This window comes from Methylobacterium phyllosphaerae, from assembly GCF_001936175.1.
GTDB lineage: Bacteria > Pseudomonadota > Alphaproteobacteria > Rhizobiales > Beijerinckiaceae > Methylobacterium > Methylobacterium fujisawaense.
On sequence record NZ_CP015367.1, the window covers coordinates 3,797,687 to 3,812,450 of the forward strand.

The following is a 14,764-nucleotide window of genomic DNA, read 5'->3' on the forward strand; positions in this document are numbered from 1 at the left end:
ATGTTATATGTAATCTATAAGTGTCTGCGCTCCGATCCGCAAGCCGGCCTGGGCGCCCTGTGACTTCGCCGGTCGAGATTGCCGCCTTCCGACGTGACCGCGCACCGCCACGACAGGACGCATCAGGACGGATGGTTCGTCGTCTCGAGGCTGGGCCTCCGCCTTGGAGCCTTCGAGGCGCTCCTCCGTGTCGGGGAGGGCGCGGTCTTGCTCGGCGCTGCCAGAGGAGCCACGCCTTCCGCGTGGCAGGCCGCGGCCTTGAGCTTCAACGCAGCGCGACGATCCGGAGCGATCTCCCGGACCCGACCCCGGCCGTGTGCGTCCCCTGCCCCCAAGGTCGCCGGTCGCCATGGAGCCCATCGCGTGGCCCCGGCCTCCCGTGATCGTGTCCCCCGGAATGGGCGGCAGCACGGGCCATTGACGATGGAACCGAGCCAGAATAGATGACGACTATCATATCAAAACCCCTCAAAAGGTTACGGGGAATCGCCAATGGACGCGCGATGGATGGTCGGACTGACCGGATTGGCCCTGGCGGCCTGCTCGCCCGCCGAGACAGCGGTCAGCCCCGAGCCGCCCCTGGTGCAGATCGCCGAAGTCGTCCCGAGCCCCGGCGCGGTCTCCCGTTATACGGGCGTGATCCGGGCGCGCACCGAGAGCAACCTCGGCTTCCGGGTGGGAGGCAAGATCTTCGAGCGCCTCGTCGATCCTGGTGACCGCGTGCGCCTCGGCCAGCCGCTGATGCGCCTCGACCGAACCGACTTCACCCTCGCGCTCAACGCGGCGCGCGCTTCCGTCGATGCCGCCCGCGCCCAGATGATCAAGGCCAAGGCCGACGAGGAGCGCAGCCGTAAGCTCGTCTCGGACGGCTGGACCTCCAAGCAGACCTACGACCAGAACAAGGGCGCGGCCGACGCGGCCATCGCCCAGTTCGCCAATGCCGAAGCCCAAGCCAGCCAGATCGAGAACCAAGCGGGGTATGCTGAGCTCAAGGCCGATGCCGACGGCGTCGTCATGGAAGTGCCCTCCTATCCTGGGGAGGTGGTCGCCGCCGGCCAGACCGTGGTCAAGCTCGCTCGCGACGGGGCGCGCGAGGCGGAAGTGTTCATACCCGAGGGCAGCCGGCGCGCCGCTCAGGGCGAGGCTTCCGCCACGCTCTATTCCGAGGACGCGGCGACCTATCCGGCCCGACTGCGCGAATTGTCCGCCACCGCCGACCCGGCCACGCGCACCTACCGGGCGCGCTACATCCTTTCGGGGGACGGCGAGGCGGCGCCGCTCGGCGCCACCGTCACCCTGCAGCTCAAGGCCCATGCGGCGGTCCGCACAGCGAGCGTGGAGGTTCCCCTCGCGGCGCTGTTCGACCAGGGCCGCGGCACCGCGGTCTGGCGCTACGACGTCGCGACCGAGACCGTGCGGCCGCAGATGGTGCAGGTCGCCCGAATGGGCGAGGAGCGGGTCGAGATCGTGGCCGGCCTGAACCCCGGCGACCGGATCGTAGCCCTCGGCGCCCATCTCCTCAAAGCCGACCAGAAGGTGCGGCAAGCGCCGGTCAGCATGACCGGGGTGGCCCGATGAGCCGCTTCAACCTCTCGGCCGTGGCCGTCCGCGAGCGGGCCGTCACCCTGTTCCTGCTGATTGCCCTGACGGGTGCCGGCTTCTTCGCCTTCCAAAAGCTCGGGCGTGGCGAGGACCCGAGTTTCGCGGTGAAGACAATGGCCGTCTCGGCCGCATGGCCTGGGGCGACGACCGCCGAGATGCAGCGGCAGGTCGCCGACCCGCTCGAGAAGCGGCTGCAGGAACTCGCTTACTACGACCGTGTCGAGACGACGACCCGGCCCGGACTGTTGCTGATGAAGGTCTTCTTCAAGGACAACATGCCTCCGGCGAAACTTCAGTCGGAGTTCTACCAGACGCGCAAGAAGCTCTCCGACCAGGCTTCCAGCCTGCCGCGCGGCGTGCTCGGGCCGCTGTTCAACGACGAGTTCTCGGACGTCTACTTCTCTCTCTATGCGCTCCAGGCCAGGGGTTTGCCGCACCGTCAACTGGTGCTTCGCGCCGAGGACCTGCGGCAGCGCCTGCTGCGGGTGCCGGGCGTCGAGAAGATCAACATCCTCGGCGAGCAGGCGCAGAAGATCTTCGTCGAGATCTCCTACCAGCGTCTCGCCACGCTCGGCATCAACGGCCAGCAACTGCTGGCGGCGCTCGCCAACCAGAACGACGTGACGCCGGCTGGCTTCGTCGAGGCCGACGGCCCGCGGGTGTACCTGCGCCTGGACGGCGCCATCGACGGGCTCGACGCGATCCGCAACCTCCCGGTGGCCGTCGGCGACCGCAGCCTCAAGCTCGGCGACATCGCCGCGGTGAAGCGCGGCTACGAGGACCCGAAGACCTTCGAGATCCGTAACGACGGCGCGCCGGCCCTGATGCTCGGCCTCGTGATGAAGCCCGGCTACAACGGCCTCAAGCTCGGCGCGGCGCTGAACGCCGAGGAAGTGGCGATCCACCACGAGACGCCGGTCGGCATCACCTTCACGAAAATCACCGACCAGGCGAAGGTCATCGACGACGCCATCAACGAGTTCATGGTGAAGTTCTTCACCGCGCTCGGTGTGGTCATCCTTGTGTCGCTGGTGGCTCTGGGCTTCCGCGTCGGCATCGTGGTGGCGCTGGCCGTGCCGCTGACGCTCTCGGCGGTGTTCGTGGTGATGATGGTCACGGGCCGTGACTTCGACCGCATCACCCTCGGCGCCCTCATCATCTCGCTGGGCCTCCTCGTCGACGACGCCATCATCGCCATCGAGATGATGGTGGTGCGCATGGAGGAAGGCGCCGACCGGATCGAGGCCGCGACCTACGCCTGGAGCGCCACGGCCGCGCCGATGCTCACCGGCACGCTGGTCACCATCGCGGGCTTCCTGCCCGTGGGCTTCGCCGCGTCGACGGCGGGCGAGTACGCCGGAAACATCTTCTGGGTGGTGGCCTTCTCGCTGATCGTCTCATGGATCGTGGCCGTGACCTTCACGCCCTATCTCGGCGTCAAGCTCTTGCCCAACATCGAGAAGGTCGAGGGCGGGCACGACGCCATCTACGCCACGAAGAACTACGAACGCCTGCGCCGGGTCGTGCGCCTGTCCGTCGACCATAAGTGGATCGCCGCCGGCATCACGGTGGGGTTGTTCGCACTCGCCGTCGTGGCCATGGGCAAGGTCGAGCAGCAATTCTTCCCGAATTCGGAGCGCCCCGAACTCATCGTCGAGGTCACCCTGCCGGCGGGCTCGGCCTTCGCCACCACCGAGGCCAGCGTCAAGCGGATTGAGGCGGCGGTTCGCGAGTTGCCCGAGGCGCGTGAGATCACGAGCTATATCGGCCAGGGCATGCCGCGCTTCGTGCTCTCTTTCGACCCGGAACTGCCCGATCCCGCCTTCGCGCAGATCGTGGTGCAGACCGCCGATTCCCATGCCCGCGACGCCCTCCGGGGCAAGGTGCGCAAGCTCGTCGAGGACGGCCGCTTTCCTGAAGCCCGTGTGCGGGTCCTCCAGATCGTGTTCGGACCACCGGTCCGCTTCCCCGTCGCCTTCCGCGTCGTGGGACCCGACCTCGACATCATTCGCGGCATCGCCGGTGAGGTCGCCCAAGCGATGGCCACGAACCCCAACATGCGCATGGTCCATCTCGACTGGGGCGACAAGACCCCGAGCCTCCACCTTGCCCTCGACCAAGAGCGCCTGCGCTTGATCGGCTTGACGCCCAAGGAGGCCGGCCAGCAGCTGCAGAGCTACCTCAACGGCACGCCCGCCACCCAGGTCCGGGAGAACCTGCGTTCCGTCGACGTCCTCCTGCGCAGCCCCGGCCCCGAGCGGCGCTCGCTGGGGGAGATCGGCGACCTGACGCTGGCGACGAAGGACGGGCGCCAGGTGCCGGTCTCGCAGGTGGCGCGCTTGGAGAGCCGCACCGAGGATGCGGTCCTGAAGCGCTACAACCGTGAGACCTACATCCGCGTGCAGGGCGACGTGCTCGACGGCAAGCAGCCGCCCGACATCCACGCCCAGGTCGTTCCGCTGCTGGCGCCGATCAAAGCCAAGCTGCCGCCGGGCTACCGCATCGACACGGCAGGCTCCGTGGAGGAGAGCGAGAAGGCGATGCTGTCGCTGGTGGCGGTGTTCCCCATCATGCTCATCGTGACGCTGACGGTGATCATGATCCAGGTGCGCTCGTTCGCCACCATGTTCATGGTCGTTGCCACCGCACCGCTGGGCCTCGTCGGCGCCGCGCCGACCCTGTTGGTCTTCCACCAACCCTTCGGCTTCAACGCGATCCTCGGGCTGATCGCGCTGTCGGGCATCCTCATGCGGAACACGCTGATCTTGGTGGACCAGATCCACCACGACCAAGCGGCGGGCCTCGGGGATTATGAGGCCATCGTGGAATCGACCGTGCGCCGGGCGCGGCCCGTCATCCTGACGGCGGCGGCTGCGATGCTGGCCTTCATCCCGTTGACCCACTCGGTGTTCTGGGGTGCGCTAGCCTACGTTCTCATCGGCGGCGTCGGTGTCGGTACGGTCCTGACGCTCCTGTTCCTGCCCGCCCTGTACGCCCTGTGGTTCCGGGTGCAGCGGCCGGAAAAGGCCGTCGCAGGGCCGGCCGTGGTGACAGTCGACGGAGCGGCCGTAACGCCCCGCTCAACGTAAGGACGCCGTCTCCAGAGACGTCCAGAAGATCGCACGCGCTTCCAAATTCGCGTGTGATGGCCCGGCGGGCCCGTATCTGCCCCCCCACGGGCCCGCCGGGATCATTGATCGTACCCGCACGCCGTCGCCCCTGTGGACCGCCGCTCGTGTGCATCGGGACCCTGCAAAAGGCGGACGGGATCCTGAAGATCCGACGCCAGCATGACGCGATCAAGAGTGCTTTCTCGCGCGCCGATCATCCACCGCCGCAACGCGGATCCATGGAGCCGAACGGGCGGATCCCGGAACCGTCCCCGCCGCCGCAGCTTCCGGCCCTGGAGCTTGGCGGCAGCGCCCCCGCGCCCAAGGTCAGGGGGAGGCCCTGACACGGGGTCATGCCGGGCAGCCTTTCGGTTCGCCGATCTCGCCCCCTCGAGAAGGCTCCCCGGCGCGGCGAGGCGCGGCGAGGTCCGTCATCACGGCAGCCGGGCGTCGGATCTGTCGCCGGAGAACGTCCACGCGATCGGGCGCAGGCCTCAGCCGCGACGCGGTCTCAGGGGCGGGTCAGGAGGACGGGCCCGCTGTCGATCCGGATGCGCAGCACCGCGTAGGGCTTCCGGCGAAGGTCGCGGCCCTCGTGGAAGCCCGCTTGCCGGTGCAACTGGTTGGCGGTGAAGTACAGGTAACCGTCGCGCCCGATCGACAGCGTATCGGGCCAGCTGATGGCCGGATCGGTGACCACGGTGGACCACTTGCCCTGGTCGAGCACGCGGATGGCGTTGTGCTCGTAATCGCCGGCGAAGACCCGGCCGCGATCGTCTTCGGCGATCCCGTCCGAGGCGCCCTTGGCGCCCATGTCGCGGATCTGGCCGGCGAGATCAGCCTCGCTCACCCGGGGATCGCGCAAGGCGGCGGTCGGCACGGCATAGAGCGTCCGGCCGGAGAGCGGGCCGTAATAGAGCAGCGACCCGTCCGCCGAGAGCGCGATGGCATCGCTGGCGACGCGGACCGGCTTCGCCGGCCCGTTGGCGGGGCGGTTCATCAGCGGCTCGCCATCGACGACGGGGGTGAAGTCGGGCTCCGGCGCGGTGCTCGCATGGCCGGAGAGGCGGCGGAATGCCTTTCCGGTGGCGAGGTCCACCACGATGATCCCGCCGATGCCGGCGTTGGAACTGTCGGTGATGTAGGCGACGCCGGCCTCGCCCTGGCGCAGGTCGAAGCGGACGTCGTTGAGATAGGTCGTCGGCAAAACGACGCTGTCGGGCAGGACGATGGTGCGGACGATCGTGTTCGTGGCGAGGTCGATCGCCACCAGCTTGGCACCGCCCGGCTGCGGCGGGCGGAAGCCGGGCGCGGCCGTATCCAGCACCCAGAGCCGGTTCGCGCCGTCGGCGACGACGCTCTGCACGGAGATGAAATGCGCGGCCGGGGCGGCCGGATCGGGCTGGTTCGTCGCGAGATCGGGATAGGGCACCGTCGTCCCGTTCACCACCTCCCCCACGGTGAAGGGCGCGTTGTCGCCCCATTGCGGGAAATTCACGAACATCCGCCCGTTGGGCGCGACAGTGATGCCCGTCGGCATGGCGCCGTCGAATTGTGCGACCTGCTCGATGGCAGGCGCCGGCGCGGCGGAGGGCTCGGCCGCGCGCGTCGCGTCGTTCGCAAGCGCGATGGACAATGCCGCCGCCAGGGTGGCGGTGAGACTCTTCATGATGTCCTCTCCCCCCGACGCCGCGTCGAGGCCTGTCGTTAGGCGCAGCAGGTAAGACTTCGGCACCGGTCGGCAATGGCGGGACTGAACGGCTCCAGCACCGGCGCGAGCCGCCCTGCAACGAGATCCGCGGAGACGTAGGACCGGCCGAACCGTGCGAGGCCGGCGCCGCCGAGCGCCATCAGGCGCACCACGTCGCCGGACAGGCCCTTGTGCTCGGCGAGATCGACGCGCATCCGCGGATGTGCCGCGAGAGATCGCGGCCGGACCGGCAGGATGACCTGGGTGCCGAACGGGACCGAGGCGTTCACCCGGAGCCGGGCGCTCGGCTCGGCTGTCCCTCGGCCCCTGACGACTTGCAGGCGTCCGCGCGCTGGTCGCGCAGGCTGCGCAGGCCGGCGAGGCTGATCTCCTCCGTGATGGCCTCGTGCCATCTGTCGAGCAGGCGGATGCTGAATCGTCGGCCGTTCAGGATGCTCTTGAGCACATCGCCATTCAGCGAAATCACCCCGATTTCCTGCATCTGCGCCGTGGGAAACATTGCGTTCGACACCGGCCCGTCGTCGATCCGATACTGATAGTTGAAGATGAAATTCTTCGGCAGACCCGTCACCTCGAGCCGGTCGCCGACGATCTGGATGCGCGATCGGGTCTTCGGCGCCAGGATGCAGTCAGCGTCCCCGCTCGACGGGTGACCGGGCTTCCTGAGCACCCAGTCGCCCTCGCTGGCGACCGTCTGTCCCGCATCCTCGGCGGCGCCGAGGGGGGAGGCCAGGCAGGCCGCGACGGCGAAGAGTGCAACCCTCATGAACGACATCCTCGTCTCACACGTCGGTTCGGTCCTGGACCCAACATCGTTCTCCAAGCCGGGCTGTCGATCTGAGACACATTCGCCCGGTCACCCCGGCAGGCGATGGCTGGCAGATCCGCCCCAAGACCGGTCGGCAACGTGGTCCGCGACCGCCCACGCCCCGTTGCAGCAGCAGCCCCGGGAGACCTGTGGTCAGGCGCGCGAGGACGCGCCGGTCGTGCCTGTTCGCTCCACCCCCGGCTCGGGAGCAGGCCGGCCGCAATCCACCCGACCAAGGCTCTCAGACGATCACCGGCGCCCGCCGGTTCCGGCCGACGATGGTCAGGCTGCCTCGACGTGAGTGAAGCGGAGAAGCTGACGCCGGTCGGCGCGTCGGCTTCCGCCCCGCTTGGGCGGCCCTGCGGCCCGCTTGCGGGCGTCCAGACGGCGCGCCGTCAGAACACGGCGTGGTCGCCGCGCTCGGCAACGGCCTCGCCTCGGATCACGCGCGCATAATAGTCGAAGAGAGTTTCAGAGCCGGTCGACGGTGTGGCGCGCGCATCATATTGCCCCGTCAACGGATCCAGAACGAGCATAGATTCCGTCGCGTAGTAGCGCCCGATGCGCGCGAGTTCGGCCTTGGCTGCCAACGTCGGAACCAGCCGTCCGAGCATGGCCAGAGTGACTATGATGACGTCCAGAAGGGCCACGGGCACATGCGTGAATCGCGCTTCGCGCCCGAGCAAGGCGAAGAGCTGCTCGCCCTGCGCCTTCGGGGTCACAGCTTCGCCCGGGCCGCCGATCGGCAGCACGCGATTGCGCCGGTCCGGGTCGTCGAGGCACTCGGCAATGTAGGTGCCCAAGTCGTCGTCGCTGATCGGCTTGCAGGCCGTCAGCGTACCGTCGCCGAAAATCAGGAACGACTTCCCGCGTTTCAAACGATCGATTTGCCCCGAGAGCGATTTGAAGAAGGCCGTTGGTCGTACGATCGTGTAATCGAGGCCCGACGCGGCCAGAACGCCCTCGAACGCGCGCTTGGCGTGCTGGAACGCCAGGACCGGCTTCTGGACGCAGATCGCCGAGAGAAGGATGACGTGGGTCACGCCGGCCGCCTTCCCGGCGTGCAAAGCACTCACATGCGCGCGATAATCGATCGCCCAGGCGTCGTCGGGCAAGCCCGTGCGCGAGGCGAGACACGAGACCAGGACGTCGAACGGCTCGCCGCGGAAACCCGCCTCGGCGAGGGACGATGGATCGGTCACATCCACCACCCTTGCGGTCGCGCCCGGAGGCAGTCGGGAGCACGCGGGCGGCCCTGACGGGTCGTCGATGTCGGCGCGACGCCTGACGAAGCAGACCACGTCATGGCCCCGTGACACCAGCGCGCGCACCGTCGCGCGCCCGATCGTCCCGGTGCCACCGAGCACGGCGACGCGTCGCGGGCGCAACGCGTCCGATTGGTCTCCGGTCACGCTCACCTTATCCAGCCACTCAGGGTTCCGGCATGTCCGGTCGTTGTGACGAGACCGTATCGATCCACCCGAACAGGAGGCCGCCTTCGCAGCCTGGATTGCCACGGGTGTGGGCGAAGGGTCAGCGCGTCATGCCGGCGTCATAGCACGGAGCGCGCCGCCGGCGCCCGCTCTCGCGGCAGCGGGACAGTCAGGGCCGCAGCCTACCTGCGAGGACGTCGGTGGCTGCGTGGACCAGCCGGTGTCGGTGTATTGGTCCGGTTCTCATCGAACAGCTTGCGCCAACGGATCAGCCGCTCAGGTGCGAGGCTGCCGTCCGCGACGGCAGCCTGCACGGCGCACCCGGGTTCGCTTGTGTGGGTGCAGTCGCGGTATCGGCACAGGGGCGCGCGTTCGATGATCTCGGCGAACAGCGTTTCGATCCCTTCCGCGGCGCCGCTGACGTGCAGCGTGCGCATCCCCGGCGTGTCGATGACCCAGCCGCCGTCGGCGATGGCATGCAGCGAACGCGACGTGGTCGTATGGCGTCCCTTGGCATCGTGCTCGCGAATGCCGCCGGTCAGCTGGGCCTGGGCCTGACCGGGACCGACCAGCGTGTTCACCAGCGTCGATTTGCCGACGCCGGAGGAGCCGACCAGCGCCACGGTCTGCCCCAGCCCACACCACGGAGCGAGGGCGTCTGCAGCCGCGGAGAGACGGGGGTTGAGGGTTACGACGTCGAGCCCGCGCTGCAACTCGGACGCTTGGCGCTGGTAGGTTCCCAGATCGGCTGTCGTGTCGGCCTTGGTGAGCAGGATCACCGGAATTGTGCCGCCTTGATTGGCCAGAGCCAGATAGCGCTCCAGTCGCGCCGGATTGAAATCCGCGTTGCAGGAGGTGACGATGAACAGCGTGTCGACATTGGCCGCAGCGGCCTGAAGGGTCCGGCTGCCTTCGGTGCGGCGCTCCATGACCGTCCTGCGGCTGAGACGGCGATGCACGGTCTGGGTTCGCGGATCGACGAGAACCCAATCGCCCACGGTGAAGTCGCTCGTGCTGGCGTGGATCGCGAGCGTCAGTTCAACGGATCCGGCCTCCGACAGGGCGGTCAAGCGAGACCGGTGAAGCGTCGCGATCCGCATCGGGGCGAGATCGGCCTCGTGGGGTTCACGCTGGACTTCGAAGAAGTCGGACCAGCCCAAGCTTGCAAGCGACAGGGGCTGGAAGGAAGGGGGATGATCGATCACCGCCCTGCCCATGACATGGCATCCTGCGCCTGGCCAGCCCTCCGCCGCCAGGCGCACGTCGATGCCCGGCCGAGTGCAAGGACCGTCGCCTTGCGCCGTCTCCCTGCGCCGTCTCCCTTGGCCATACCCACGGGAGGCGGACGGTCGTGTCGCCGCGCGGGTCAATCGGGAGCGGCCGCGAAGGCGCGCGCCCCAATGCCCGGATGAGCCGGTCCCCGGCCCATTCATAAGATTAGCACTTCCACTCGGTGAGTGCTAACAATGCGTCGATCGGGCGGCGATGACAGTCTCGCCGTAGCCTTTCCCGCGACAGCGCCAATCATGTCGGTTGGATCTCGCTTGGGAACGATCAGGATACCACGATGAAATTCCGTCCGCTGCACGACCGCGTGGTCCTCCGTCGCATCGAAGGCGAGGAGAAGACCAAGGGCGGCATCATCATTCCCGATACGGTCAAGGAGAAGCCGCAGGAGGGCGAGGTCGTCGCCGCTGGACCGGGCGTGCGCGACGAGGCGGGCAAGATCAACCCGCTCGAGGTGAAGGCCGGCGACCGCGTCCTGTTCGGCAAGTGGTCCGGCACCGAGGTCAAGATCGACGGTCAGGACCTCCTGATCATGAAGGAATCCGACATCCTGGGCATCGTCGCCTAGCGCGGATCAGGCCGCTCAGAGCCTCACGACGATCTGCCCTTCGAGGCGCCCGCTGTGGCGCGCCTCAGGGCCAAACGACAGATGACGAGTGCTCCACCATGTCCGCCAAAGACGTTCGCTTTTCGGTCGATGCCCGCGAGAAGATGCTGCGCGGTGTCGAACTGCTCGCCAGTGCGGTGAAGGTGACGCTGGGCCCGAAGGGCCGCAACGTCGTGATCGAGAAGAGCTTCGGCGCCCCGCGCATCACCAAGGACGGCGTCACCGTCGCCAAGGAGATCGAGCTCGTCGACAAGTTCGAGAACATGGGCGCCCAGATGGTGCGCGAAGTGGCCTCGAAGTCGAGCGACACCGCCGGTGACGGCACGACGACCGCGACCGTTCTCGCGGCCTCCATCGTCCGGGAGGGCGTGAAGTACGTCGCCGCCGGCATGAACCCGATGGACCTGAAGCGCGGCATCGATCTGGCCGTGGCCGCGGTCGTGAAGGATATCGGCGCGCGCTCCCGCAAGGTCGCCTCGTCCGAGGAGATCGCCCAGGTCGGCACGATCTCCGCCAACGGCGACAAGGAGATCGGCGAGATGATCGCCCACGCCATGCAGAAGGTGGGCAACGAGGGCGTCATCACCGTCGAGGAGGCCAAGACCGCCGAGACCGAGCTCGATGTCGTCGAGGGCATGCAGTTCGACCGCGGCTACCTGTCCCCGTACTTCATCACGAATGCGGAGAAGATGGTCGCCGAGCTCGAGGATCCCTACATCCTCATCCACGAGAAGAAGCTCTCCTCGCTCCAGGCGATGCTGCCGGTGCTCGAGGCCGTGGTCCAGACCGGCAAGCCGCTCCTGATCATCGCCGAGGACATCGAGGGCGAGGCGCTCGCCACCCTGGTGGTGAACAAGCTGCGCGGCGGCCTGAAGGTCGCGGCCGTGAAGGCGCCGGGCTTCGGTGACCGCCGCAAGGCAATGCTCGAGGACATCGCGATCCTGACCAAGGGCCAGATGATCGCCGAGGACCTCGGCATCAAGCTCGAGAACGTGACGCTCCCGATGCTCGGCCGCGCCAAGCGCGTGCGGATCGAGAAGGAGAACACCACGATCATCGACGGCGCCGGCGAGAAGACCGACATCGAGGGCCGGATCAGCCAGATCAAGGCGCAGATCGAGGAGACCACCTCGGACTACGACCGCGAGAAGCTGCAGGAGCGCCTGGCCAAGCTCGCGGGCGGCGTCGCGGTGATCCGCGTCGGCGGTTCGACCGAGGTCGAGGTCAAGGAGAAGAAGGACCGCGTCGACGACGCGCTGCACGCCACCCGCGCGGCGGTCGAGGAAGGCATCGTCCCCGGCGGCGGCACCGCGCTCCTGCGCGCCAAGGCCGCCGTCCAGGGGCTCGCGAACGACAACCCCGACGTCCAGGCCGGCATCAAGATCGTCCTCAAGGCTCTCGAGGCCCCGATCCGTCAGATCGCCCAGAACTCGGGCGTCGAGGGCTCGATCGTGGTCGGTAAGATCCTGGCCAACAGCTCGGAGACCTACGGCTTCAACGCCCAGACCGAAGAGTATGTCGACATGCTCAAGGCCGGCATCGTCGACCCGGCCAAGGTGGTGCGCGCGGCCATTCAGGGCGCGGCCTCGGTCGCCGGCCTGCTGGTGACCACCGAGGCGATGATCTCCGAGGCGCCGCGCAAGGAGGCTCCGGCCATGCCCGCCGGCGGCGGCATGGGCGGCATGGGCGGCATGGATTTCTAACCGGCCGAAACAGGTCCGAAGCGCCCTCCGGCACGCCGACAGGCGGATCGCCGGAGGGCGCTTCGGCGCAACACGAGGGGGTGGATCGACGGGCTGGACCGACCTTCTGTCGCTATCGACCGCTGCCGCCCCCGCCGGGCTGAAACCGGCAAGCTTGTGCCGTTCGCTCCGGGCGCCTCATCCTCGTGACGGATGCGTTGGCTCGCAGGGCGATCGCGCCGACGAGGGCCCTGCGAAATTCGTCCTGTCGGCATGACCCGCGCCGATCTCGCGGTTGCCATCGAGGAGAGAGCACATGCGCATTCTTGTCGGCTGCGAGATGACTTACGAGTTTCCGCAGCCCACGCCCGTCATCGCGACGCTCAACGTCCACGCATCGCGCTTCCCTGACCTCGAACGGCCCGATTACCTGATCACGAGCCCGGCAGTTCCCCTGGAGGGCTATCGCGACAGCTTCGGGAATTGGTGCTCCCGTATGGTCGCTCCGGCGGGGCGCTTCATGCTGAAGACCGACACGGTCGTGCGGGACCACGGCAGCGGGGATCTGCAGGAACTCGACGCTCCGGAGATCCCGGTCGAGAAGCTGCCTTCGGACAGCGTGCTGTTTCTCCTCGGCAGCCGGTACTGCGAGACGGATCGCCTCTCCGCCATCGCGTGGGATCTGTTCGGACATGTCCCGCCCGGCTGGGGACGGGTGCAGGCGATCTGCGACTATGTGCATGATCGGATCGCCTTCGGGTATGAGCACGCGCGTGCAACCCGCACGGCCTTCGATGTCTTCGAGGAGCAGCGGGGCGTCTGCCGCGACTATGCGCATTTGGCGATTGCGTTCTGCCGCTGCCTCAACATCCCGACGCGCTACTGCAACGGCTATGTCAGCGACATCGGCCTGCCGCTGCCGCATGCGCCCGGTGATTTCGCCGCCTGGATGGAAGTGTATCTCGGTGGCCGTTGGCATACCTTCGACCCTCGCAACAACAGCTCCCGGATCGGCCGGATCCTGATCGCCTATGGGCGCGACGCCGCGGACGTGCCGTTGACGCTCACCTTCGGGCCCAACGATCTCACCGGGTTTCGCGTGACGACGGAAGAAGCGCCCGGCCCGGCCTGAACCGGCGCCGTATCGAAGCCGAGCACAGTCGATTCAGCCGATCGACCGCAGGATGGTGGCGCTGCGGCGTCGCGCAGCCGTCGATCTGACAAGGCAGGAACGGGCGGGCGACCCGGCTGCCCGGCCGGCGCGCTCCGTGTCCGTTGCCGGACCTCGGGCGGGCCTCGACGCATGGCGATGATGGGCCTGACGCCGAAGGTCTGCTTCAATGCGGCGCAACGGCCGACGCGGTTGGCGGCCGGCCGGAACGACGTAGAGTGCGCCCGGGTCAAGGCGCTGCGCAGGATCCCTCGTGAGCCCGGACCAGAACCACAACGAGGGCGAGGACGAGGGCGAGGATTGGCGCTCCGTCAGCACGCGCCGGCCTGACACGGGAAGCCTCAGCCGCGCCCGGAGCCGTGCGCGCGAACCCGGTCGCGGGCGAACCGCGGATGATCCGGCCCAGATCCCGGCCCTGGGGTGGAAGGACGTCCTCTGGAGGATCCTGTACTCCTTCCCGCGCGACCGCATCTTCACCACGGCCGGGGGCGTCGCCTTCTTCACCCTTCTGTCGACCTTCCCGGCTTTGGCGACCATCGTGTCGGTCTACAGCCTGTTCTCCGACCCGCACGTCATCAGCGAGCACCTGAGCCTCCTCTCGGGCGTCCTGCCGAGTGGCGTCCTCGCCCTCCTGTCCGACCAGCTCATACGCGTCGCCCAGCAGAGCGCCGGCGCGCTCAGCACGGCCTCGCTGGTGAGCGTGTTGATCGCCTTCTGGAGTGCGAACTCGGGCGTGAGCGCCCTCTTCGATGCGCTCAATGTGATCTACAGGGAGCGGGAGAAGCGTTCGCTGGTGCGCTTCTATGCCACCACCTTCCTGTTCACGTTGAGCGGCATCGTGTTCGCCCTGACGGCCACCGGATTGGTCGTCATCCTGCCGCTCGCGCTCGACCAGCTCGGCCTGGGTGTGCTGACCGACGTCACGCTGCGCCTCGTGCGCTGGCCGGGGCTGCTGATCCTCGTCAGCCTCGGCCTGGCCGTGACGTATCGGTACGGACCCAGCCGGCGCGAGGCCAAGTGGCGGTGGGTGAGTTGGGGCGGCGTCGCCGCGGCCATCACCTGGGTTTGTGCCTCGGTCTCGTTCTCCTGGTACGTGGCCAGCTTCGACAGCTACAACAGGATCTACGGTTCGCTCGGCGCAGGCGTCGGGTTCATGACGTGGATCTGGTTCTCGGTCGTGATCGTGCTTCTGGGGGCCAAGTTGAACGCCGAGATCGAACGCCAGACGGCGCGCGACAGCACGCGGGGGCAGCCGAAGCCGCTCGGCTCGCGCGAGGCCCATGCGGCCGACACCATCGGACCGACCGAGGGCTGAATGGGGTGCCGGCACGGTCAAGAGGACCGGCCTGAATC

Annotated in this window: 11 protein-coding genes; 6 read left to right on the top strand and 5 right to left on the bottom strand. The window is 68.0% G+C overall.

The genetic code is table 11. The annotated features are described in order from the left end of the window. Positions 1–492 precede the first annotated feature (492 nt). Positions 493–1,578, top strand: coding sequence for an efflux RND transporter periplasmic adaptor subunit (locus MCBMB27_RS17340; RefSeq protein WP_043759408.1), 1,086 nt, complete (start codon positions 493–495; stop codon positions 1,576–1,578). Continuing rightward, the gene (locus tag MCBMB27_RS17345) at positions 1,575–4,691 is read left to right on the top strand and encodes an efflux RND transporter permease subunit (RefSeq protein ID WP_075380926.1); all 3,117 of its coding nucleotides are present in this window, start codon (positions 1,575–1,577) and stop codon (positions 4,689–4,691) included. The genes MCBMB27_RS17340 and MCBMB27_RS17345 overlap by 4 nt, the downstream gene beginning before the upstream one ends. A 532-nt stretch (positions 4,692–5,223) precedes the next feature. On the opposite strand, the gene MCBMB27_RS17350 is transcribed toward MCBMB27_RS17345, so the two are convergent. The 5 genes from MCBMB27_RS17350 to rsgA form a co-directional block, all read right to left on the bottom strand. Continuing rightward, positions 5,224–6,381, bottom strand: a complete 1,158-nt coding sequence (locus MCBMB27_RS17350) for an L-dopachrome tautomerase-related protein (RefSeq protein ID WP_043388145.1) — start codon at positions 6,379–6,381, stop codon at positions 5,224–5,226. Between the two features lie 38 nt (positions 6,382–6,419). After that, entirely contained in the window at positions 6,420–6,692 is a 273-nt protein-coding gene (locus tag MCBMB27_RS17355; RefSeq protein WP_075380927.1) for a type 2 periplasmic-binding domain-containing protein, read from the bottom strand. Next, positions 6,689–7,246, bottom strand: a complete 558-nt coding sequence (locus MCBMB27_RS30065) for a hypothetical protein (RefSeq protein WP_139231649.1) — start codon at positions 7,244–7,246, stop codon at positions 6,689–6,691. Before MCBMB27_RS30065 ends, MCBMB27_RS17355 begins: the two co-directional genes overlap by 4 nt. A 380-nt stretch (positions 7,247–7,626) precedes the next feature. Further along, the gene (locus MCBMB27_RS17365) at positions 7,627–8,598 is read right to left on the bottom strand and encodes an NAD(P)H-binding protein (RefSeq protein WP_075382008.1); all 972 of its coding nucleotides are present in this window, start codon (positions 8,596–8,598) and stop codon (positions 7,627–7,629) included. A 248-nt stretch (positions 8,599–8,846) separates the two neighbouring features. Next, positions 8,847–9,881, bottom strand: a complete 1,035-nt coding sequence (gene rsgA / locus MCBMB27_RS17370; protein ID WP_043356834.1) for a ribosome small subunit-dependent GTPase A — start codon at positions 9,879–9,881, stop codon at positions 8,847–8,849. A gap of 350 nt (positions 9,882–10,231) precedes the next feature. On the opposite strand from rsgA, the gene MCBMB27_RS17375 reads away from it, so the two are divergent. The 4 genes from MCBMB27_RS17375 (at position 10,232) to MCBMB27_RS17390 (ending at position 14,726) form a co-directional block, all read left to right on the top strand. Next, positions 10,232–10,519, top strand: a complete 288-nt coding sequence (locus MCBMB27_RS17375) for a co-chaperone GroES (RefSeq protein WP_043356833.1) — start codon at positions 10,232–10,234, stop codon at positions 10,517–10,519. 98 nt (positions 10,520–10,617) lie between these two features. Then, positions 10,618–12,261: a chaperonin GroEL gene (gene groL, locus MCBMB27_RS17380; RefSeq protein ID WP_075380929.1), complete on the top strand. Its 1,644-nt coding sequence runs from the start codon at positions 10,618–10,620 to the stop codon at positions 12,259–12,261. Between the two features lie 295 nt (positions 12,262–12,556). After that, complete coding sequence (locus tag MCBMB27_RS17385) at positions 12,557–13,372, top strand: transglutaminase-like domain-containing protein (RefSeq protein WP_043356830.1); 816 nt, start codon at positions 12,557–12,559, stop codon at positions 13,370–13,372. 292 nt (positions 13,373–13,664) lie between these two features. Beyond that, positions 13,665–14,726 carry a YihY/virulence factor BrkB family protein gene (locus MCBMB27_RS17390; RefSeq protein ID WP_075380930.1) on the top strand — a complete coding sequence of 354 codons (1,062 nt, stop codon included), beginning with the start codon at positions 13,665–13,667 and terminating at the stop codon, positions 14,724–14,726. The last annotated feature ends 38 nt before the right edge of the window (positions 14,727–14,764 follow it).